Genomic DNA, 23,535 nt, shown 5'->3' with positions numbered 1-23,535 from the left:
ATCATTGCTAAGAAGTCTTGTCAAACCTTGAAAAAAGCCTCGTCAAATTAAATTTGCGAGGCTTTTTTATCTTAAATCGCTCTAGTCATTTTCTCAGCGACATACGTTTTTTGTTCGACAGGTGGCGGGACTAGTTTGACGATTGCGAATGAGACGTTATCTCCTTGAGAATTCGCACGATCACGGGCTTTTTTAATCAGTAGCTCAGAGGCCTGACGAGGTGTGCTCGCGCCAACCGCGACAGATAGTTCGATGTCGGCAAAATAATGCCAAAGTCCATCTGAACATAATAAGAATGAATCGCCCGCTGTTAAGTTGTCTTTTTCTCCAAAAGAAACGTAAGGTATTGCATTTTTTGAGCCGAGAACATTCACAAGTACGTTTGACATCTTGTGCGTCTTTGCTTCCTCTTCCGTGATCGATCCCTCATCAACTAAACGCTCTACGTAAGAGTGATCTCTTGTCCTTTCTGCAAAATTAGGACCATCAAAACGATACATTCTGGAGTCGCCAACATGTGCCCATACTGCTTTTTGGGGGGAAATGACTACGGCAACAAATGTACTATGTGGCTCTTTTTCTGAAGATACAGCCGATAACTTAATAACTGTATGTGCTTCGTGAACGATCGCCTCTAGCATCTTACGGATGTCATTACCTGGAAAAAATTCATCGAACAGCATTTTTGCTGAGCGTATAACTTGTTCTGCTGCGATGGCGCCGCCACTTTTTCCACCCATACCGTCAGCAACGACGGCCATCATGTGTCCAGGGGCATGTGGTGCAGCAAAAAGTGCGACGCGGTCTTGTTGTTCTTTACGATCACCGATATGTTGAGCGGTGCCTGCTTCGATCTTATATTGGCTCATACGTCGTGGTAGATTACACTAGTCGGAAGTTCTGGATTTTTTTAATTAAACTTGCTGTATTTTACTCGTTCTTAATGCTTATGGACCATACAAATCAAATTCGCATGCGTATTTGTGAATTAGAAGTTGAACATCGAGATCTTGATTCGGTGATTGAGGCAATTGTGAAAGACCCAAATCACGATGAGTTACAATTGCGCCGCTTAAAAAAAAGGAAGCTGCAATTAAAAGACTATATTGCGCTACTGAAGATGCAATTGTCGCCCGATATTCCAGCCTAATGGCTCTTAATTGGCATGCCAGATCGCAAAACAAGAATAACTTTATTGTCCTCTGAGCATGCATCGTGTTGTATTTGAATGTACTGAATTTTGACTGAACATAACTTAACACTGAATGATTCTGGCATTCATGACTCTGAAGTAGAGCGAATTTTTGGCGATAGCGGATTATTAAGCGCATCGATTCAAGGATACCGTTCTCGTCAGGCACAAATCGAAATGGCGAAAGCAATCGCACAAGCCATCGCTGGTCAAAAAACGCTATTGGCCGAGGCTGGCACTGGCACTGGCAAAACTTTCGCTTATCTGATTCCAGCTTTGCTATGGGGCGGGAAAGTGATCGTCTCAACAGGTACGAAAAATCTACAAGATCAGTTGTATCTGCGTGATATTCCAACCATCAAAAAAGTTTTAAGGGCGCCAGTCTCTGTCGCTTTATTGAAGGGGCGTGCAAATTATCTATGTCATTTTCATTTGGAGCGGACACTGCAAAATGGGCGATTAACTACGCGGGAAGATGTTGGCTATCTGCGTGATATTTCGCGGTTCATTAAAACAACCAGTAGTGGCGATAAAGCAGAATTAGCACGCGTACCTGAGTCTGCATCCGTCTGGAGTTTGGTGACATCGACAAAAGATAATTGTATGGGCTCGGAGTGCCAGTATTATCAAGACTGTTTTGTGATGAAGGCGCGAAAAGAAGCGCAGCAAGCCGATGTGGTCGTCGTCAATCATCATCTGTTTTTTGCAGATTTAGCGTTGAAAGATACTGGGATAGCCGAATTATTACCATCGGCAAATACGGTAATTTTTGATGAGGCACATCAATTACCTGAAACCGCAACTTTGTTTTTTGGCGACACTATTTCAACTTCGCAGATTTTGGAACTTTGTCGTGATGCGTTGGCGGAAGGTCTGTCGTATGCACGCGATGGTGCGGAATGGGCAAAAATTGTCGCCCCTGTAGAGCGAGCCGCGCGCGATTTACGTTTATCGTTTCCACAAGATTCCATTCGACTATCGTTGCAACAAATTGCGCCATCGAGCGAGTTTTTCCCCAATTTAGAAACGCTTAAAGATAGCTTGGGCGATTTGATTCAAGTTTTAGAGAAGCAAGCCGAGCGAGCAGAGACGATAGAGCAGTGTCGAGTTCGGGCGATTGATTTACAAGATCAGCTAGATAATTGGCGAGAACTTGCGCCTGATTCTAAGGAGGCGAAAGGCAAACCAGAGTGCGTGCTATGGGTAGAAGCATATTCGGTTTCCTTACAATTACATCGTACGCCATTATCGATTGCTCCGATTTTTAACAAGCAAAGAGAAGGGGTTCCGCGCACTTGGATTTTCGCTTCTGCCACTATGGCGGTGAAGAATGATTTTAGTCATTACGTTTCACAAATGGGATTGTGGGATGAACCTGCACGAACTTGGCCTAGTCCGTTTAATTACCAAGAGCAGGGCGTTTTATACGTACCTGAAGGAATGCCGCAACCAAACTCAAGAGAGTACACAGATGCGGTTGTTGATGCCGCATTGCCTGTAATTGAAGCCGCTGGGGGGCGAACTTTTTTGCTCTGTACCACAAACAAGGCGGTTAAACATTGTGCAGAAAGATTGAAAGATGAGTTCACGCAACGTGGCTTAGATTTTCCTTTGTTTGTACAAGGTGACGCAGGCCGTACTGAATTGTTAGATCGATTTCGCGCAGCTGGCAATGGTGTGCTCATTGGTTCACAGAGTTTCTGGGAAGGTGTGGATGTTCGTGGTGAGGCTTTATCTTTAGTTGTGATTGATAAACTTCCTTTTGCGCCGCCAGACGATCCGGTATTGGCAGCGCGTATTGAAGCGATGGAAAAGAAGGGTTTAAACGGTTTCGTGCATCATCAACTTCCAGAAGCCATCATTAATCTGAAGCAAGGTGCAGGCCGCTTGATCCGAGATGAAACAGATCGTGGGGTACTCATGATATGTGATCCTAGATTGATTTCTAAACCTTATGGCAAGCGTATTTGGCAGAGCCTTCCTTCATTTGCTCGCACCCGTGAGTTGGCCGTGGTGTTGAAGTTTTTCGCTAACTTGGCGCACGCAAGATCAAGCGCATCAGAATAATCTGAAGTAGCGTGATCGCTTACTATTCAATTTATCTAAGCCGAAATTTTTGGAGTAAATAAATATGATTTCAAATGTTGTTCAAGAAACAGTTGATCAAGTCATTCGATCACGTCGCTCACTTCGAGCATTTTTAGATACGCCTGTGGCGAAAGAAGATATTCGGTCCATACTCGAAGTGGCAGCACGCGCTCCGTCTGGAACCAATACGCAACCTTGGAAAGTGTATGTGTTAACAGGCAATCGATTGAAACAATTGTCTGCAAAGATTCTGTCCGCACATAATGATCCAGAAGTCGCCAAGCAACATACAGAAGAGTATAAGTATTACCCGGTCGAATGGCGCAGTCCTTACATTGATCGTCGACGTAAAGTTGGATGGGATTTATATGCCTCGCTTGGGCTAGGTCGCGAAAACAAAGCGGGGATGCATGCGCAGCACGGTAGGAATTATCAATTTTTCGATGCGCCAGTTGGGTTCATTTTCACCATTGATCGTATTATGGAGCAGGGCTCATGGCTGGATTACGGAATGTTTCTGCAAAATGTCATGTTGGCAGCGAAGGCACGGGGGCTTGACACTTGTCCGCAAGCCGCGTTTACTCAATACCATAAGATTATTGCATCGGAACTAAAGTTGTCCGCGGATGAAATGTTGGTATGTGGAATGTCTCTTGGCTTTGCAGATTTAAGTAAAGTAGAGAACACACTGCAAACAGAGCGCGCGCATGTCGATGAGTTTGTTCAATTTCTTGACTAAGTTTGATCGACTGTGAAAATCAGACGAATCAGGAAATAATTGAAATAGTGGTTGAAATAAGCGGTTGGTTTTTTATTTGGCCGTCTGCGTCTTTGCAGGGTAAATTCTAAAGCTGATGTAAAAAATTTATATTATTTCCTTATTTTTGATTCAAAACTGAAGATTTCTATTGAGGAAGTGTAGCTAAGTCTTTAATTCTCTTGCGAATTATCAAGAATTTGCTACACTTCGTTCCGTTAGGAAATTTTTTGCCTCAAGGAGTAATACATGGTTGCACTACGTTTGAAGTCCATGGTGAAATCAATGTTTGGTTTTTCGGTAAACAAATCTGTTTTATCAACGATTTTACTCGCCTCAGTATTTTCAGTTTCACAGGTAAGTGCTGCAGCAGATACACAGGTACGCGCAAAGAAAAGCAGCGTAAAAAAGTCGAGTGTGACGCAAGTAAGTTCGTCAAAAGTCAAAAAAAATGTAAAGCGTAGTAAGCAGGTCGCGCTTGCTAGCAAATCTAAAAAAACAATCAAATCAAAGAAAGTAGTTCGCACTGCTGCGATCGTCAATGATGGTCCTAGCACTGGTGACGCTGTCGGTCTAAAGCAGTCGAAAGATGCTTTATCTCTGGCTTCAAATGCGGCATTCGTTGTAGATCAAGATAGCTCTGCGGTTTTGTTCGAGAAAAATGCAGAAGTTTCTTTACCGATCGCATCGATTACCAAGTTGATGACGAGTTTGATTGTGGTTGAGGCAAAACAAGATTTAGATGAAGTGATTGAGATCACGACAGAAGATCTTGATAGAGAAAAAGGAACTGGGTCACGTTTGGCAATTGGTGCAAAGTTATCTCGTGCAGATTTATTGCATATCGCATTGATGAGTTCAGAGAATCGTGCAGCCTCGGCCTTGGGACGTAGCTATCCAGGTGGATTATCTGCATTTGTCACAGCGATGAATGCGAAGGCAAAGCAGTTAGGTATGCTCGATACGCATTATGTTGATTCTAGTGGTTTATCAAGTAAGAATGTGGCGAGTGCGCGTGATCTAGTGAAACTAATCAACGCTGCGTATCAATACCCAATTATTCGCGAGTATTCAACCGATACAAAGTATGTGGTAAATCCAAAAGGAAAACGCTTGCTTGAATACGGCACGACGAATCATTTAGTAGAAAAATCTGACTGGAATATTGGCTTACAAAAAACTGGCTATATCGCAGAAGCGGGACGGTGCTTAGTGATGCAGGCAATTATTGAAGGCCGTGCGGTGGTGATGGTGTTTTTGGATTCTAAAGGTAAATATTCTCGACTAGCGGATGCTAGCCGCGTGAAAAAATTGATTCAAGGCATGCGACCACAGGCTTGAGTTTTTGCGAATTACTGGCTAACTGGTTTTATCAAAAGGCTTTGCTCTGCAAAGCCTTTTTTGTTTCCGAAAGAAACAATCTAGTCTGATGAATTATTCGAATAAAGCGTCCCACAATGCCTCACTGAATCTGACCGCTCCTAGAACTTTTTCTGGTTGCACCCGTGCACGCTCTTCTCCTTGTAGGCGTATATTGTGTTGATATTTTCGAAGCAGGCGGTAGCTGTTCGCAGTTTCTGTAGCGAGATTGCTGTCGATTAGTCCGAGCTTGCCGCACAGATTGAGTAGTGCGATATTACCTATGTTGCCTGTCAGTTCTGGGTGTTCGTGCGCATACTTTAAAACCAGATATTGCACCATGAATTCGATATCGATCATGCCGCCGTGATCATGTTTTAGATCAAATAATTCGCTACGATTTGGATTGGCGTCGCGCATTTTCTTACGCATATTGGCAACTTCTAATTTTAATACCGCGGCATCTCTTGGTAATCGTAAAACCTTTTCTCGTATTTGTTCAAATTGTTGACCAATTGATTCATCGCCAGCACAAAAACGTGCTCTGGTGAGCGCTTGGTGTTCCCATAACCACGCGGACTTTTCTTGATATTTCTCGAAAGCTTGAACTGAGGAGACCATCAATCCGCTGGCACCATCTGGGCGCAATGCGATATCAATATCAAATAAGATTCCTGATGAAGTGTGTGTGGTCATCCAAGTGATAAAGCGTTGCGCTAATTTTGCGTAGGATGCAGGCGCATCTTGGTCATCATCGTCGTAAAGGAAAATCAAATCAAGATCAGAAGCATAGCTGAGCTCTTTTCCACCTAATTTTCCGTATGCAATTACTGCAAATTTCGGTGTTTCTCGATGTCTGCTGGCGATGGTTTTCCACGCAGCCTGAACTACCGCTTCTACAATGATGTCAGCTAGTTTGGAAAGTGAATCGGCTAGATGCTCAACGCTTACTTTGCCTTCAAGATCTTGCGCCAATAGTCGGAAAAGAAGAGCGTGATGTAACTCACGCAGGCTATCAAGTTGTGCCTCGACATCGCCTTGTTGTTCATGCATGGTCGTTGCTACTTCGGCGCTAAATGCATTCCAGTCTGGTGCTTGGTGCAGCACTGATTCGTCTAATAATTCATCGAGTAAAATTGGGTGTCGACTGAGAAATTTGGCAGCCCAATCACTCGCGCTCATCATCCTAATGACGCGCCTGAATGCATGTGGAAATTCGCTCAGTAAGGAAAGGTAAGCAGTGCGTCGAGCAATATGCTCCATAAAATCAAGCAAGCGATGTACGGTGTTAGCTTGCCCTTCAGTTTGCTGTGAAATTATTTTTAGAGCGCTATGAATCAAGGCGGCAAGTTTTTCCTTACTACTTTCTGGTAAGGCTTGCATTTTTGCTGATTGCCAAGTGGCAGTCAGACGTTGCGTGACATCATTTAAATCATCGAATTCAAGTGTTTGCAGATAGGCGGTTATGGTTTCATTAGCGTCGCTGGCGGACATGGTGGTTGTGTTAATTACTTCATCTTCTTGTTCGGATTTGTCTTTGAAAATTGCATCGAATTGTTCTGCGACAAATTGCATATGAGGGAGTAAAACCTGATTGAGCGATTCGATATCGGCATATCCCATCATTTGCGCAACGATCTTTTGATCGTCTTGGTTTGCTGGAAATATATGTGTCTGCGCATCGTCCAGATATTGCAATCGATGTTCGACATCACGCAGGAAAATATACGCTTGCATTAGGCGTTCAACTAGAATTGCATCGAGAATTCCCTTATCTGCTAAGGTTCTCAGCGTGGTGCGGGTTGATCGGTCTCGCAGCACCGCTTCACGTCCTCCTCGTATCAATTGAAATACTTGTGCTAAAAATTCGACTTCACGTATGCCGCCTCGACCTAGTTTGACATTAATGCCGCGCTCTGGGTGTCTGGTTTCTTGACGAACTACCTCCGCGCGAATTTGATGATGCATATTACGCAAAGAATCAATCACGCCGTAGTCGAGATAGCGCCGATAAACGAAAGGGAATATGATTTTTTCTAATGCTGCGATGTGCTCAGGTTTGCCAGTGATCGCCCGCGCTTTGACCCAAGCGTAGCGTTCCCATTCTCGTCCTTGTACCAAGAAATAATCTTCAACCATGCCAAAACTGGCAACTAAGGGGCCAGAATTACCGTTCGGGCGCAAGGCCATATCGACGCGGAATGAAAATCCATCCTCAGTAATTTCTGAGATCGCAGCGATCAGTTTTTTCCCTAATCGACTAAAGAATTCGTGATTGGACAAGCTACGTTGCCCGTTCTTCGCATCGGTGTCGCCATTTTCGCTATAACAAAAAATAAGATCGATATCTGATGACACATTGAGTTCATGCCCCCCGAGTTTGCCCATACCAAGCACGATTAATTCTTGCGCTTCGCCACTTTCTTCTCCAAGTGGTGTTCCATGTGTTTCTACCATTTCAGACATCAATTGTTGAAGATGCGTTTGAATCACAAAGTCGGCAAAGTCACTAATCGTACTGATGACTTCATTCAAGTCCGCGGCACCATTCAAATCGCGCTTAATTAAACCTGCCAGAACCAGATTGCGTAATCGCCGCATCGCCGCATTCATTGAGGCGCCTTGTTGTATTTCGTTTTGTAAAATTTCTGTAAAAGAATGCCTGCTCAAGGCGGAGTGCGATATATTCTCAAGCTCTTGATGTCGCTTGTCCTTTGCATTAAGCCAACGTATTACAAAACGAGAGTGATCGTGGGACACGTATGGTTTTGAGTGGATATTCATGAAAGTGATTTGAAAGATATCGAGGCGAGAAATTTTAAAGTGACATTTATGTCGAGCCACAGCAGGATATTCAGGAATACATACAGAAACGCATGCAAAACTATACTTTGCTGCACAGCACCGTAAGCTTATTTGAAAAAACGCAAATCTGCTTTGAATTTGCTCTTAGTCGCGGTATATTTTGAACAAAATTTTGACGTCGTTTAAAAAAATTTATAATTACGTATTATTTGTTTTGATATTTATTAGGTTTTCATCGGGGGACTAGCTTGTTGTTTGCAGTGTTTATCGTACAGAAGCGCGTTAAGGTCTTCCTATCAATTGGCGATATGCCATCATCTCTCCGTCCACATTGAAAGTGGAAAAGCCGTTGAATCAGCAGCATCCCGAGTCTGTCGAAAACCCATCTCTTTGTGGTTGGCGTAAATTCGCGCACCAAACACGAGCAGCGTGTGTGTTTGCGGCTTTGATTAGTGGGCGCGGGATGCGCAAGTGTTGGCGAGTGACTTTGAGGTTTGTGCTGATTTGTTATTTTATTTTTGCAGCTTTATTTTTATGTTTGCGTTACCTAGTTTTACCAAACGTTGAAAACTACAAGCCAGAGATTGAACAACTCGCATCGCAACAAATTGGTCGGCAAATAAAGATCGCTCAGTTAAAGGCGTATTGGGAAGGATTTAATCCTAAAATCGCGCTGCGTGAGGTGGTGATTTACGACCAGAAAGCAAACCCAGTCTTAAGCTTGCCAGAAATTAATACGACTATTTCTTGGTGGTCCTTGTTTGTTTTTGATGTGCGATTTGCCAGTGTCGAGTTAGTCAAACCCGTATTGCAAGTGACAAGAAATCCAGCAGGTTTGATTGAAGTTGCAGGCTTTCCGATTTTACCTAGCGATCCGAAGTCAGAGGATGAAGCAGGCTTGGATTGGGTACTGGCACAACATCAAATTAGCATTCGTCAGGGGCAAGTCAGTTGGCGTGATCAGTTGCGGATGCAACCAGACTTACATTTAAGTTCGGTCAATTTTGTGTTGAATAATCATTGGCATCAACATCAATTCGCTTTGCACGCTGTTCCACCCGCTGTTATGGCGGCGCCAGTCGATGTCCGAGGTAAATTTCAACAGTCTGTATTCGCACGTAAAAAATCGGATTTATCTTCGTGGTCGGGCGAGCTTTATTCTGATCTAAAAAAGGCGGATTTGCCTTTAATTCATCAGTATTTCCCGTTCCCGTTTAATTTGAATAAAGGTCTAGGAAGTGTTCGTTCTTGGCTCAAATTGGAGCGTGGACGATTGGCTGATTTTACTGCGGATGTGCAACTACAAGATGTCTTGGGGAAGTTTAGAAAAGATCTTCCTGTCCTTGATATGGCGCAGGTACGCGGTCGTATTATCGCTGCAGAACATTTGCCACGAAACCACAAATACCTGCCGATGTTTTCTGGTCAAGCAGGGCATAGTCTATCGTTGGTTAATTTCTCTATGCAGACTCGAGATGGCTTGGTTCTCCCATCTACGACCTTAAAAGAAACCTTTACTCCAGGTGAAAAAGGCCAAGGGGAGAAGGTCGAATTATATGCGGAGTCCTTGGACTTAGAATCCCTAGCCAATTTTGCCGAGCATTTGCCTATCCCCTTGGATCAACGCAAGCTGCTGATCGACGTGGCACCAAAAGGCGTACTCAAGAATTTCACAGCGAGTTGGCAGGGAAGTTTTCCTGAAATTGCGAATTACAGCATCAAAGGTGACTTCCGTAATTTGCAGATGCAAGCTTTAAAAGCCCAGTTGGCACGTCCCAAAACCAATAAGTTGCCAGCAAGAGCCGCTGTGCCAGCGATTCCTGGCTTTGATAACTTATCTGGTTCGATTGATGCGAATGAAAAAGGTGGCAGCTTTACGTTGGATTCTTCTGATTTGGTCTTGCAATTGCCGACGTATTTTGTTGATCCTGTGATGCCGTTCACCAAGTTGAAAATGCGCGCACGCTGGCAATTCCAACAAGATGATCAATTGCAAGTACAGATTCAAGACATGGATTTTGAACAAGATGGTGCGATTGGTAGTTTGAGTGGTACGCATCGTCTTTCGATGCGTGATGATGATTTGGGTGAAGTGGAGTTATCTGGCCGTTTGCAAGGATTCGATGTTAAGACAATTACGCGTTTTATTCCTGAACAAACGCATCAGCATTTGCGTGAGTGGCTAAGTTCCGCTTTGTTAGATGGTAAAGCGAATGACGTCGTTTTTCGCCTGAAAGGGGCTCTGGCTGAGTTCCCGTTTGAGCACAACGCTAAGTTCCCGGAGCGACAAGGTGAGTTTTTGGTCAAAGGCAAACTTCAAGATGCGAAGTTAAATTTCTTACCTGGCGAGTTGGCCAAAGATGGCGTTTCTCCGTATTGGCCGGTGATTGATAACATCAAAGGTAGTTTTGTTTTCGAACATGGTCGTATGGAAATTCGCGCCGATACAGCGACCACCAATTCGGTGCCCTTAAAGAAGGTGAAAGCGGTTATCGCCGATTTAGGCGCAGACAATCCTTTATTAGAAATTGATGGCATCGCGTTTGGTCAATTGCAGCCGATGTTGAATTATGTGAAGGCCAGTCCAGTGGATGAATGGCTAGGATATTTTTTGCATGATTCGGTAGCGAATGGCGTTTCACAGTTGAATTTAAAACTGTTTTTGCCACTTAATACGATACATGATTCCAAAGTCGATGGTGTGCTGCAGCTCAACGGCGCGGAGACGCTATTGCAGCCTAATTTGCCGCGCATTACCGGCTTGAATGGGCGAATTGAATTTAATGAGCGAGGTGTAAGCTTAAATAACATCAAGGGCAACCTGCTAGGCGGACTTGCCCAAGCGACGGGTGGTAGCCAAAAAGATGGCACTATCCGCATCAAAATTGATGGTCTTGCGAATGCAGATGGGATACGTAAACACTTTGCAGAAATGGAGTTTGCAAAATTCTTAAAAGGTATGGATGGCGAAGCACGGTATAACACCCTGATCAACGTTAAGCGTGGTCAAGCAGATCTGTTGATTGAGTCAGACTTACAAGGCTTGTCCTGGAATTTACCTGCACCCTTAACCAAAATCTCTAATGAGCTCGCACCCTTACGTTTAGAAGTGACCGCAGATGCAACGACACAAAGTAATGAAATACGTGAACAAATTAAGCTCAATGTCGGCAATCGTTTAAATGCGCAATATCAACGCAAGAAAAATACAGATCGAAACGCAGCTTGGCAGGTGTTGCGAGGAGGCGTCGCTATCAACTCGCCTGCTCAATTACCTGACTCGGGTGTAAATTTTTACATTCAAACGCAGTCATTTAATGTCGACGATTGGCGACGTTTTCTGAGTGAGCATGAAGCTACTGTGCAACCAGCACATACGACCAGCATTAACAACGCGAATACGCATGCATTGGCAGCTACAAATGCAAGTAGTGGATTTGCACAATATGTTGAGCCGGCAAGTTTTTCTCTGTTGACGGACGAAATTTTCTTATTTGGAAAAAAACTTGATCAAATTGTATTGGGCGCATCACGTCAAGCAGGTGTATGGCAGGCGAATCTTGATTCGAAACAGGCTTCAGGTTTTATTACGTGGAATGGCTTTGGCAATCAACAGTCGACAGGTCAATTGGCTGCGCGTTTGAGTCGATTGATGATTCCACGTTCGGCAGCCAATGACGTCGGAGATTTGCTGGAAGCCAAAAATACCACTAAGCAGCTTCCTAGCCTCGATATTCAAGTAGAGAATTTTGAATTGTTCGATAAGAAGTTAGGCCACTTAGAGTTAATCGCGAATAATGCGATCGCTGCAAATGGGCGTGAATGGAATATTGATAAACTTGTTTTGAGTAACGATGATGCTAAGTTAAATGCCAAAGGTAAGTGGTTAGCTCGTCAAACCGATAGTTTGACGCAATTGGAATATGTCTTAGATATTGTTAACTCAGGGCGTTTGTTAGATCGATTTGATTTCGCCGGCGTTCTGCGAGGTGGTAAAGGAAAATTGGAAGGTAATGCGCAATGGATAGGCTTACCGTTTGATATTGATATTCCTAGTTTAAGTGGGCAATTGCAATTAGCTTTAGCGGCGGGGCAGTTTTTAAAAGTCGATCCGGGCGCGGCAAAACTATTAGGCGTGTTAAGTATGCAGTCTTTGCCGCGTCGATTTACGCTAGATTTTCGCGATGTTTTTTCAGAGGGATTTGCCTTCGACAGTATTGTCGGCACTGCGCAAATTCAACAAGGAATTGCGAAAACAGACAACTTAAAAATGACCAGTGTGAATGCAGCGGTATTGATGGAAGGAAGTACTGATATCGCAAAAGAATCGCAAGATTTGCATGTGGCGGTTATTCCTGATTTGAATGCAGGTGCAGCTTCCGTCGTGTATGGTTTAGCGGTCAATCCAGTAATCGGTTTGGGAACTTTTTTAGCACAATTATTTTTTAGAGATCCTTTAAAACGTGCATTCACTTATGAGTATCAAATCACGGGGCCTTGGGCAAATCCTGTCATTACAAAAATCGAGAATAAAGAGCGTCAGCAAATTTTAGATAAGCAAAAAGCAGATCAGATAAAGTCAGAGCAAGCTAAAGCAGGTGCAGCTAAAGCAGAATTGAAATAAGGATAGACGATGAAAGTCGCTGCAATTCAAATGGTGTCGGTATCAAAACCCGATACAAATATTCAAACCGCAGAGCGCTTGTTGCGACAAGCTAAATCGCAAGGAGCAGAGCTTGCTGTGCTACCTGAGTATTGGTCAATTATGGGCTTGCGTGATACCGACAAAGTAAATTTTGCAGAGCCGTCAAGTGGCGGCAGTTTGCAAAGCTTCCTGGCGCAAATGGCGAGAGAGTTACAAATGACCATCATTGGTGGCACGATTCCACTACAGTCAGAAGATAGCCAGAAAATTTACAATGCATGTCTTGTGTATGATGCAAATGGAATGCAAATTGCACGTTACGACAAAATTCATTTATTTGGTTTTCAGAATGGCGAAGAAAGCTATCAAGAATCGAATACGATTAAAGAGGGCGATGATATCGTTAGTTTTGAAAGCGCTATCGGTAAGATCGGTTTAGGCGTCTGCTACGACTTACGTTTTCCAGAGTTATTTCGCAACATGGGGCCGTGTAGCTTACTTGTGTTGCCAGCAGCATTCACCTACACAACGGGGCAAGCACATTGGGAAATTCTGTTACGCGCGCGTGCCATTGAAAATCAATGTTATGTATTGGCATCGGCCCAAGGAGGGATTCACGATAGCGGACGACGAACCTGGGGACATAGTATGTTGATCGACCCTTGGGGCAAAGTCATAACTTGTTTGGACGAAGGCGAGGGACTTGTGATCGCTGACTTGGACCTGGATGCGATGTTAAAAATTCGTAGCAACTTGCCCGCCTTAAAACATAGACGCTTCGGGTGCTAGTGGATTTTCAGATGCTTAAACATCGTATTTAATTGTTGCTTGATTAATTGCCGTTTTGTGTTCTCATCGCTTAACACAAGTGTCCGCATGAAATGCTCTACAATAGCTAAGTTCATTGCCATGATGGCAGCCAATAAAGATTGAAAAACATGACACCATTTGATTCAAATTTAAAACACCTCGCGATCGCGCGCGAAATTCTGCTGACACCGTTTGGTCTTGATGAGGCGAAGTTATCGTCTGCATTGAAAAGTATGTTCACGCATAAAATTGATTATGCTGATTTATATTTTCAATTCACCAAAAATGAAGGTTGGAGTCTTGAAGAAGGCATCGTTAAAACAGGTAGTTTTTCAATTGACCAAGGTGTCGGTGTTCGCGCTGTTTCTGGTGACAAGACCGCATTTTCGTATTCAGATGAAATCTCCGAACATGCTCTGTTAGAAGCCGCTGCTGCAACCCGAACGATTGCGCGTGTTGGTTCCGGCAAGATACAAGTGGCTTCGTCTATGCAAGGCGTGCAAGGTCATAATTTATTTTTACAAGACGATCCCTTAGCGTCGTTAGATGCAACGCAGAAAGTCGCATTGCTTGAGCGTATAGAGAAAATTGCGCGCGCAAAAGATCCACGTATCGTGCAGGTGATGGCGAGTTTGGCGGGTGAATATGATGTGATTTTGGTGGCGCGAAGTGATGGCGTGATTGCGGCCGATGTGCGTCCTCTGGTTCGTATGTCCTTGACCGTGATTGCAGAACAAAATGGGCGTCGTGAAACTGGTTCTAGTGGTGGCGGCGGTCGCTATAGCTTTGGTTATTTTACTGATGCGATGTTGGAACAATATGCAGATGATGCGGTGAAGTCGGCATTGGTGAATCTCGACGCTCGTCCTGCGCCGGCGGGGCCGATGACGGTGGTGCTTGGTTCTGGCTGGCCTGGTGTGTTGTTGCATGAAGCAATTGGACATGGTTTAGAAGGCGACTTTAATCGTAAAGGATCAAGTACATTCGCTGGTCGCATTGGCGATCGCGTTGCTGCAAAAGGTGTAACGGTTGTCGACGATGGAACATTGCAAAATCGCCGTGGCTCTCTCAACATCGATGACGAAGGTAATCCAACGCAATGTACAACGCTGATTGAGGATGGCATTCTTAAAGGCTATATCCAAGATACGATGAATGCGCGTTTGATGAAGATGCCTGTGACCGGTAATGCGCGCCGTGAATCTTTCGCTCATTTGCCCATGCCACGGATGACAAATACTTATATGTTGGCTGGCGATAACGACCCAGCCGAAATTTTGGCATCGGTTAAGAATGGCTTATACGCGGTGAATTTTGGTGGCGGCCAAGTAGATATTACGAATGGCAAATTTGTTTTCTCCGCCAGTGAAGCGTACATGATTGAAAATGGGAAAGTCACGTATCCAGTGAAAGGTGCAACCCTAATTGGTAATGGCCCAGAAGTACTGAATCGAGTTTCAATGATCGGTAATGACATGCGTTTAGATTCTGGCGTTGGGGTCTGTGGCAAAGAGGGGCAAAGCGTTCCGGTAGGCGTAGGGCAGCCAACTTTGCGAATTGATGGGTTGGTGGTTGGTGGTACAGCCTGATTTTTTGCTTAGTAATAGTTTCGGGTCTTCCCTAAAGGCTAAGTCATTGTTTCTCTTGGCAAATTCGCGGCAAAAGTTCATATTGTCTATACATCTTTTTGCCGTTGAATTATTGTTAAAAAGCCTTACTTTTTGAGACTTGTATTGAATGTGATTTTGCTTCTTGAGTAGAAAAGACATTGTGATTACAGTGTCTTTTTTTTTATGAAAGGAACAGCATGTCTAAACTTTCTTTTAACCAAGGATCTCCTCAATTTATTCCATTGAGTACCTATCGTGCTTATCCAGAGGCAGAAATGGAAACGCGTGCTGCCGAGTTTTACGAGGAACTCGCACGCCGTAAAACTATACGTGAATTTTCTTCAAAGCCCGTATCTCGCAAAGTGATCGAGCAATGCTTATTGGCTGCGGGTACTGCGCCATCCGGTGCGAATCATCAACCTTGGCATTTTGCGGTGGTTAGCGATAAAGAACTCAAACATCGCATTCGTGTTGAAGCTGAGATTGAAGAGCGTGAATTTTATGATCGTCGTGCGCCACAAGAATGGAAAGATGCACTAGCACCTCTAGGCACAGATTCAAATAAACCATTTCTCGAAGATGCACCTTATCTGATCGCGATATTCGGACAAAAAAGTACATTGATGGATGATGGTAGTGCTGTCAAAAATTATTACGTGCCAGAATCGGTTTCGATTGCGACCGGCTTTTTGATCGCAGCACTGCATCACGCTGGATTAGCGACGCTGACGCATACGCCGAGCCCGATGGGATTTCTCAATGAATTACTCGGCCGTCCAGACAATGAGAAACCTTATATTCTGTTGGTGGTTGGTCACCCTGCGGATGATTGTATGGTGCCGAATATTCGTAAGAAGCCATTGAGTGAAATTGCGAGCTTTTTGTAAGCCTACATGAGCGTCTACATAAGCTTTTCGATATAAGCTTATGTGCTAACTCATGTGTTAGCTCAAGGCTTTTATAAATTTACGCGCATATTCTGATAAATTGCTTGCCAATTGGGCGCTGATGTTGTTATAGTCGATCCATTCGATCACGAGGTTTTCATGAATTTTGCACGATTTTACTTTCACTTTTACTTTAGCTATTCCAACCCTAAGGCGGTGGAGAAGCGGTAAGTTCACGTAGAAGCAAAATCGACGTACATAGAACCCAACCGATCCCAAAAAACCGCCAGTCATGGCGGTTTTTTTTTGCCCGAAGAAATAGCTGTTGTGGTCGACTTAATAATTGACTCAATTACTGGTGCAAAAGCGGAGCGGTAACGTAATCAAACGATTTTTAAACACATTTTTATCTCATCGAAACTCAGGAAAACATCATGCAACGTACAGACGATTTACGTATTCGGGAAATGAAAGAGCTGCTTCCACCTTCGCATTTGATCCGCGAATTTGCCTGTTCTGACAAAGCTTCTGAAGTGACAGCTAATGCGCGTACAGCCTTACATAATATCTTGCAAGCCAAAGATGATCGCGTGATGGTGGTGATTGGTCCATGCTCGATTCACGATACTAAAGCGGCGATGGAGTATGCAAAAAAGCTGGCCGAGGCAAGAGTGAAATTTGCTGGCGAATTAGAAATTGTGATGCGCGTCTACTTTGAAAAGCCACGCACCACAGTTGGTTGGAAAGGGCTGATTAATGATCCGTATATGGATAACAGTTTCCGTATCAACGATGGCTTACGTATTGCTCGTGAATTGCTTTTGAATATCAATGAACTTGGTTTGCCTGCTGGGACCGAATATTTGGATATGATTAGCCCGCAATACATCGCTGACTTGATTAGCTGGGGCGCAATTGGTGCACGTACCACCGAGTCACAAGTACATCGTGAATTGGCATCTGGTTTGTCATGCCCAGTAGGTTTTAAAAATGGAACCGATGGAAATGTCAAAATCGCAGTCGATGCGATCAAAGCATCGTCTCAGCCACATCACTTTTTATCGGTCACTAAAGGTGGTCACTCTGCGATTGTTTCAACCAATGGCAATGAAGATTGCCACATTATTTTACGTGGTGGAAAAACGCCAAATTATGATGCTGCAAGCGTTGATGCCGCAGCTAAGGACATTGCAGCGAATGGTTTAGTGCCGCGTATCATGATTGATGCCTCGCATGCCAATAGCTCCAAAAATCCATTGAATCAAATTCCAGTCTGCGCGGATATTGCAAACCGAATCGCAGCAGGTGATGAGCGAATTATTGGCGTGATGATCGAATCCAATTTGGTGGCAGGTCGCCAAGATTTAGTTGCTGGTAAGGAGTTAGTCTATGGGCAATCGATCACAGACGGTTGTATCGATTGGAAAGATAGTGAGCAGAGTTTACAGGTGCTTGCCGATGCAGTGAAACAACGTCGTTTAAAGAAGGCTTAATTAATTTGTTTTTGCATTCGACTTTGAGTATGTAGCTTTTAATTCCTGCTTTGTCTGCTAATGAAAATCGACAAAGCAGGAAGGTCTACCAGTGAGATCAGAAGCCAATTTTATTTCTTCGTTAAAATCATTTGTTGGCCTTCTCGTACCATACTCAGTCGTTTTAGAAACGACATGCCGAGTAGACCAATTCCGATCTCGTTTTCTTGTACCGACGCATCAACTTGAAATAATTCGATGTCACCGACTTTTACAGAGTCAAGGCGTACGATATAGGTTTGGACGACGCCATTCGCCGTACTGCTACGTGAGGGAATTCCTTTTTTGTAATCGATACCTAATTTTCTAGCGTCACTGGCCGACATCGAGATAAAGCTAGCACCTGTATCGACCATCATTCTTAACTTGCTGCCGCCATTAATTTTTCCGTCGATAAAGAAGTGGCCGTTTTCTGCCGCTTGCAAAGTAATACTCGGACTTTTTGTGGATTCGTTTTTAAGTACTGCATGTCCGAGATATAAAGTCTGCCGCTTTCCTTCTGACTCAATGGTGGCACTATTCGCATTCACAGAAATTAACTTCATTCCTGAAACGATGTTGCTACCGACAGCAAACATTTTGGGTGGTTTATCATCGATCACTAACATCGCCTTACCGTTGCTCAAAGCAACCAAGCTAATTTCGTTTGCCTGCGCTAAATTACTAAACAGTATGGTCGATGAGATAAATAAGGTGGAATGGACTAAAGCGCGCTTGAACAAAATGTTTTGGCCTTCAGTAGTAACTGGTTTTGAAGTGAATAGCTTGAGAAGTCGTCGATACATTTTTTAAGCCTCGCTTGGTGCGCTAATTGGGTTCGCTATTTCTCAAACTGGTCGTATGGCGTCGTCTTTTATTTTGGACGGACTTTGTTGCGTGTTTTACAGATTCATCAAATTCATGAATAAGCTTGAACGATGGTCGCTAAATGCAAGTAATGAGTCACAGTGCCGTCGAGCGAAATAGATCGTGCTAACTGTTCCGGCGAAATTTAGCGAAATTTCGCCGGATCGGATAATCAGATACTTAGTCGCGGAAATTATTAAATTCCAAAGGAAGATCTTTGATTTCCTTGCGTAGCATTGCCATCGTTGCTTGCAAATCGTCGCGCTTTGCCCCAGTTACACGCACTGCATCGCCTTGAATGCTAGCTTGTACTTTCAATTTGCTGTCTTTAATGACTTTGACGATTTTCTTCGCATCTTCTGTTTGGATGCCGTTTTTTACCTTGATGACTTGTTTTACTTTGTCACCGCCGATTTTATCAACTTTGCCAATATCTAAAAAGCGGACGTCAACATTGCGTTTTCCCATGGTTTGCGTCATCTCGACCATGATTTGATCTAGGTGAAATTCGGTATCGCCAAAGATGGTGATTTCGCGTTCTTTGTCCTTGAGCTCAACTTTTGCGCTGGTACCTTTTAAGTCAAAGCGATTTGTAACAACCTTGTTAACTTGTGTGATCGCATTTTTAACTTCTTCCATGTTGGCTTCAGAAACGGTATCAAATGATGGCATGTGTATTCCTAGTAGAGAGATATGAGGTCGTAATGCAAATGCAATTAAAAATCTGAAATAAATAAGATTTTTTACGGTGCCCACATTTTAACAAAAACTACGCCCAACTTTACAGGCAATTTATAAGGAAGCTGCAGGGGAAAGGCTTATTCCCGACTATAATCATGTCCTTATGAAATCTGAAATTACACTACAACAAGATATCTCCTTGCAAGGCTTAAACAGCTTTGGTATCGATGCGCGAGCAAGTTATTTTTTAAGAATTGACGAACTCGATCAATTACGCGCTCTATGGGAACGCATGCAATCTGATGTCGCACTTGCAAGTCTGCCACGGCTATTGCTTGGCGGTGGTAGCAATATTATTTTATCCGACCAGCTTCCTCACCTCGTGTTACAGATGGCAATCAAGGGTCGTGTCTTGCTAATGGAGACGGCTGAGCACTTTATAGTACGTGCAGGGGCGGGAGAAAGTTGGCATGAATTCGTACAATGGACCTTAGGGCAAGCTTATGGTGGTTTGGAGAATCTTTCACTCATTCCTGGAACCGTCGGTGCTTCACCTATTCAAAATATCGGAGCATACGGCGTTGAAATGCAGGATTGCTTCCATAGCTTGACTGCTTTTGATTTTGTTACAGGTTCCTTAAGAACTTTCCAAAAACAAGATTGTGCCTTTGCTTATCGCGATAGTATTTTTAAGAGTGGTGAGCAGAATCGTTTTGTAATTGTGGATGTCAGTTTCGCGTTAGCAAAGGCATGGCAGCCACGTTTAGCTTACGGTGATGTGGAAAAGTTCTTACAGGATCGTGAAATTGCTGAGCCAACGCCGACCGACGTTAGTCAAGCGATCATTGCTATACGCCAGAGCAAATTACCCGATCCTGCTGTGATAGGTAATGCTGGAAGCTTCTTTAAGAATCCTATTGTGTCGGCTGAACTTAGAAACCAAATTTTGCAAAGATATCCTCATTGCGTTAGCTACCCACAAGCGAATGGAGATTTTAAATTAGCAGCGGGTTGGTTAATTGAACAATGTGGCTGGAAAGGGCGTCGATTGGAGACGGTTGGCGTTTACGAGAAACAAGCGCTGGTACTGGTGAATTTAGGAGGCGCCAAAGGTGCCGATATCAGAGCTTTAGCTGAAGAGATTCAAGCTGATGTGATGAAAAAATTTGCGGTTGCGCTCGAAGTTGAGCCAGTGTTTGTGTAAGCGTTCAATAAAAATTGTATAGATATCGCTATCATCGAGATAAAAAAATAAGTGAAATCTGATAGCCCGATTTTGAGTGGTGCGGATTTGCTAGAATGAATCTAGCAAACTTGCTTGAAGCAACAAATCAGGTAAGTGCTGAAAACTAATACTAGTTAAGTAGGAATAGCCGAACTAAATAAGTGGACATTCTGATGATAAAAAAAGTTATTTTGGTTGGCTACTCTATTTTTACAGTCCTTGCACAGCTTAATCAGTCACGACTTCGGTCAAAAATCATTTATCTTCGTCGCCAGCGATACGTTATGCATCTATAAAGTGACAAACATAATCTAAGGTTTCTAGCGTCTCAATTTGAAAACTTGAGTTAGCTGGCACCGAAAAAGATTGTCCTGCGTGATATTCATTGCTTGTATTTTCACCAGCTAATGTAATGCGGCAAACTCCGGCGTTGATTTCCATGATTTCTGCCGCGCCCGTGTTGAAGGTGAGGCTGGAAGGAAAAATTACGCCTATGGTTTTTTTACTGCCGTCAGGGAAAAGTACCGTGTGCGAAACACATTTGCCGTCGAAATAAAGATTGGCTTTTTTGATGACGCTGACTTGGTCGAATTGTGTGGTCATGGTGTTTAGGTTTTGATGTTAGTTCCCTCTCCCGTAAGCGGGAGAGGGATAGGGTGAGGGTGGTTCAGTAGTCGCAAAGTATTTAGTAGGGGTAGGGCGATTCAATTTTGTAGGGGGGATGAAATACGCGCTGATCAAACCTAGGTCTGTGCATTGACGTTTTGGCGGCGCGGGTCGCACCCGCCCCACTTTTTTACTTTGCCGCCTCTCAACTGCCCTTATCCCCAGTCCTTCTCCCGCTTGCGGGAGAAGGGAGCTTGAGTCGCGACTATGTCTTTGTATCAACCGCGCTTCAGTTTCGCGTTTGCTGCAATCCGCATACGCAATGCATTCAACTTGATGAAACCGCCTGCATCGGCTTGATTATAAGCACCGCCGTCTTCGTCGAAGGTCGCGATGTTCATGTCGAATAAGGAGTCGGTTTTGGAATCACGTGACACCGTGATCACATTGCCTTTGTACAGTTTGACGCGTACCCAGCCGTTCACATTTTGTTGTGTGTGATCGATTAGTGTTTGTAATGCTAAACGTTCAGGAGACCACCAGTAGCCGTTGTAAATCAAGCTCGCGTAACGTGGCATCAAATCATCTTTCAAGTGCGCAACTTCGCGATCTAAAGTGATGGATTCGATAGCGCGGTGTGCGCGTAACATGATGGTGCCGCCTGGGGTTTCATAGCAACCGCGTGATTTCATGCCAACGAAACGATTTTCAACTAAATCTAAACGACCGATGCCGTGTTTGCCGCCTAAGCGATTGAGTTCAGTCAGCACTGTCGCTGGCGACATGCGTACGCCATTCAGTGCGACGATATCACCTTTTTCGTATTCGATATCGAGGTATTCTGCTTGGTCTGGTGCTGCTTCTGGGCTGACAGTCCAACGCCACATAGATTCTTCGGCTTCGGCACTTGGGTTCTCTAAATGGCGACCTTCAAAACTGATGTGCAAGAGGTTGGCATCCATGGAGTAGGGCGCGCCGCCGTTTTTGTGTTTTTGGTCGATTTCTATGCCAGCATCTTCGGCATATTTCATCAATTTTTCACGCGACAATAAATCCCATTCACGCCATGGTGCGATGACTTTGACGTTTGGCATCAATGCATAAGCGCCGAGTTCAAAGCGTACTTGGTCGTTACCTTTACCAGTTGCTCCGTGAGAGATCGTATCGGCACCAGTTTGCTTGGCGATTTCGATCAGGCGTTTGGCGATGAGTGGACGCGCAATTGAAGTGCCCAATAAATATTCGCCTTCATACACAGTGTTCGCGCGGAACATAGGGAAGACGAAATCGCGCACGAATTCTTCGCGTACGTCATCGATGAAAATATTCTCTGGTTTGATGCCGAATTTTAAGGCTTTGGCACGTGCAGGTTCGAGTTCTTCGCCTTGACCTAAGTCGGCAGTGAACGTGACGATTTCACACTTGTAGTTGTCTTGCAACCATTTCAAAATAACGGAAGTATCCAAACCACCGGAATACGCTAACACTACTTTTTTGACGTCGCTCATGATGTGCTTTCTAATGTTGAAGATATTGCTGAAATAATGTTGAGATCAAATTGGAAAACTGCTTAGTTATCGACTTTGCCGATGACTAAATATTCGAGTAAGGCTTTTTGTACGTGCAAGCGATTTTCAGCTTCGTCCCAAACCACGGATTGCGAGCCATCGATAACGCCTGCGGATACTTCTTCACCGCGATGCGCTGGCAAGCAATGCATAAAAATCGCATCAGGATTGGCACGCGCCATCTTCGCTTCATCCACGATCCAACCGTCGAATGCTTTAAGCCGCGCTTGATTTTCTGCCTCGTAGCCCATGCTGGTCCACACGTCAGTATTGACGGCATCGACACCGACGCAGGCATTAGATGGGTTATCAAAAACGGTGTAATGTTCTGCTTCGACCGTCACACAGGCGGGATCAATGTCATAGCCTTTTGGTGTCGAGATATGCAGATGGAATCCAAATACCTTGGCCGCTTGCATCCATGAGTACAGCATATTATTCGCGTCACCGATCCACGCGACTTTTTTGCCTGCGATGGAACCGCGATGTTCGATAAAAGTAAACACATCCGCGAACACTTGGCAAGGATGGTGTTGATTGGTCAAACCATTGATGACAGGCACGCGTGAATTGGCGGCAAATTTTTCTATCATCTCTTGCTCAAAAGTGCGGATCATGATGATGTCGCACATGCGAGACATGACTTGACCTGCATCCTCGACTGGCTCGCCACGACCCAATTGGCTATCGCGTGTATTCAAATAAATTGCCGCGCCACCCAACTGATGCATACCCGCTTCAAAACTCAAGCGCGTCCGAGTGGAATTTTTTTCAAATACCATCACCAGTGTTCTATCCAAAAGCGGGTGGTAGGGTTCGTATTTCTTAAAGCGATCTTTGATGATCCGTGCTCTCTGCATCAGATAGTCGTATTCATCTAGCGTCAGGTCAGAGACCTGTAAATAATGTTTGATAGCCATGTTA

General features: G+C 44.2%; 17 protein-coding genes. 10 read left to right on the top strand and 7 right to left on the bottom strand.

Going from position 1 to position 23,535, the window contains the following annotated elements; all coding sequences use genetic code 11:
* Positions 1-71: 71 nt before the first annotated feature.
* Complete coding sequence (locus KDM92_RS02240) at positions 72-869, bottom strand: PP2C family protein-serine/threonine phosphatase (RefSeq protein WP_212682812.1); 798 nt, start codon at positions 867-869, stop codon at positions 72-74.
* Between the two features lie 74 nt (positions 870-943).
* Between KDM92_RS02240 and KDM92_RS02235 the strand changes: the two genes are divergently transcribed.
* From KDM92_RS02235 to pbpG, 4 genes are all read left to right on the top strand, one after another.
* A complete protein-coding gene (locus KDM92_RS02235) occupies positions 944-1,150 on the top strand; it encodes a YdcH family protein (protein WP_438947453.1) in 207 nt (68 codons plus the stop codon).
* 90 nt (positions 1,151-1,240) lie between these two features.
* Entirely contained in the window at positions 1,241-3,259 is a 2,019-nt protein-coding gene (locus KDM92_RS02230) for an ATP-dependent DNA helicase (protein WP_212682811.1), read from the top strand.
* 64 nt (positions 3,260-3,323) lie between these two features.
* The gene (locus KDM92_RS02225) at positions 3,324-4,019 is read left to right on the top strand and encodes a nitroreductase (RefSeq protein ID WP_212682810.1); all 696 of its coding nucleotides are present in this window, start codon (positions 3,324-3,326) and stop codon (positions 4,017-4,019) included.
* Positions 4,020-4,286: 267 nt separating this feature from the next.
* Positions 4,287-5,378, top strand: a complete 1,092-nt coding sequence (gene pbpG / locus KDM92_RS02220; protein WP_212682809.1) for a D-alanyl-D-alanine endopeptidase — start codon at positions 4,287-4,289, stop codon at positions 5,376-5,378.
* A gap of 93 nt (positions 5,379-5,471) precedes the next feature.
* On the opposite strand, the gene glnE is transcribed toward pbpG, so the two are convergent.
* Entirely contained in the window at positions 5,472-8,180 is a 2,709-nt protein-coding gene (gene glnE / locus KDM92_RS02215; protein ID WP_212682808.1) for a bifunctional [glutamate--ammonia ligase]-adenylyl-L-tyrosine phosphorylase/[glutamate--ammonia-ligase] adenylyltransferase, read from the bottom strand.
* A 370-nt stretch (positions 8,181-8,550) separates the two neighbouring features.
* Here glnE and KDM92_RS02210 point away from each other — a divergent pair, with 370 nt between their 5' ends.
* From KDM92_RS02210 to aroG, 5 genes are all read left to right on the top strand, one after another.
* Complete coding sequence (locus KDM92_RS02210; RefSeq protein WP_212682807.1) at positions 8,551-12,825, top strand: YhdP family protein; 4,275 nt, start codon at positions 8,551-8,553, stop codon at positions 12,823-12,825.
* Positions 12,826-12,834: 9 nt separating this feature from the next.
* Entirely contained in the window at positions 12,835-13,635 is an 801-nt protein-coding gene (locus KDM92_RS02205) for a carbon-nitrogen hydrolase family protein (RefSeq protein ID WP_212682806.1), read from the top strand.
* 149 nt (positions 13,636-13,784) lie between these two features.
* A complete protein-coding gene (tldD, locus tag KDM92_RS02200; protein ID WP_212682805.1) occupies positions 13,785-15,245 on the top strand; it encodes a metalloprotease TldD in 1,461 nt (486 codons plus the stop codon).
* Between the two features lie 218 nt (positions 15,246-15,463).
* The gene (locus KDM92_RS02195; protein ID WP_212682804.1) at positions 15,464-16,153 is read left to right on the top strand and encodes a nitroreductase family protein; all 690 of its coding nucleotides are present in this window, start codon (positions 15,464-15,466) and stop codon (positions 16,151-16,153) included.
* 434 nt (positions 16,154-16,587) lie between these two features.
* Positions 16,588-17,646: a 3-deoxy-7-phosphoheptulonate synthase AroG gene (gene aroG / locus KDM92_RS02190; protein ID WP_230408119.1), complete on the top strand. Its 1,059-nt coding sequence runs from the start codon at positions 16,588-16,590 to the stop codon at positions 17,644-17,646.
* A gap of 110 nt (positions 17,647-17,756) precedes the next feature.
* Here aroG and KDM92_RS02185 read toward each other — a convergent pair whose 3' ends face one another.
* Both KDM92_RS02185 and KDM92_RS02180 read right to left on the bottom strand, forming a co-directional pair.
* The gene (locus tag KDM92_RS02185; protein WP_212682803.1) at positions 17,757-18,470 is read right to left on the bottom strand and encodes a retropepsin-like aspartic protease family protein; all 714 of its coding nucleotides are present in this window, start codon (positions 18,468-18,470) and stop codon (positions 17,757-17,759) included.
* Positions 18,471-18,711: 241 nt separating this feature from the next.
* On the bottom strand, positions 18,712-19,203 hold the full coding sequence (locus KDM92_RS02180; protein WP_212682802.1) for a YajQ family cyclic di-GMP-binding protein: 492 nt from the start codon (positions 19,201-19,203) through the stop codon (positions 18,712-18,714).
* A gap of 172 nt (positions 19,204-19,375) precedes the next feature.
* Here KDM92_RS02180 and murB point away from each other — a divergent pair, with 172 nt between their 5' ends.
* The gene (gene murB, locus KDM92_RS02175; protein WP_212682801.1) at positions 19,376-20,416 is read left to right on the top strand and encodes a UDP-N-acetylmuramate dehydrogenase; all 1,041 of its coding nucleotides are present in this window, start codon (positions 19,376-19,378) and stop codon (positions 20,414-20,416) included.
* Positions 20,417-20,719: 303 nt separating this feature from the next.
* Here murB and ppnP read toward each other — a convergent pair whose 3' ends face one another.
* The 3 genes from ppnP to argF all read right to left on the bottom strand — a co-directional run bounded on the left by ppnP (position 20,720) and on the right by argF (position 23,531).
* A complete protein-coding gene (gene ppnP, locus KDM92_RS02170) occupies positions 20,720-21,040 on the bottom strand; it encodes a pyrimidine/purine nucleoside phosphorylase (protein ID WP_212682800.1) in 321 nt (106 codons plus the stop codon).
* A 281-nt stretch (positions 21,041-21,321) separates the two neighbouring features.
* On the bottom strand, positions 21,322-22,551 hold the full coding sequence (locus KDM92_RS02165) for an argininosuccinate synthase (protein WP_189344271.1): 1,230 nt from the start codon (positions 22,549-22,551) through the stop codon (positions 21,322-21,324).
* Between the two features lie 62 nt (positions 22,552-22,613).
* Positions 22,614-23,531, bottom strand: coding sequence for an ornithine carbamoyltransferase (argF, locus tag KDM92_RS02160; RefSeq protein ID WP_212682799.1), 918 nt, complete (start codon positions 23,529-23,531; stop codon positions 22,614-22,616).
* Between the last annotated feature and the right edge of the window lie 4 nt (positions 23,532-23,535).

It is taken from the genome of Affinundibacterium baiyunense, assembly GCF_018139645.1.
Classification (GTDB): domain Bacteria; phylum Pseudomonadota; class Gammaproteobacteria; order Burkholderiales; family Burkholderiaceae_D; genus Undibacterium; species Undibacterium baiyunense.
Note: the sequence above shows the minus strand (reverse complement) of the source record. Positions and strands in the feature narration are given on the sequence as shown.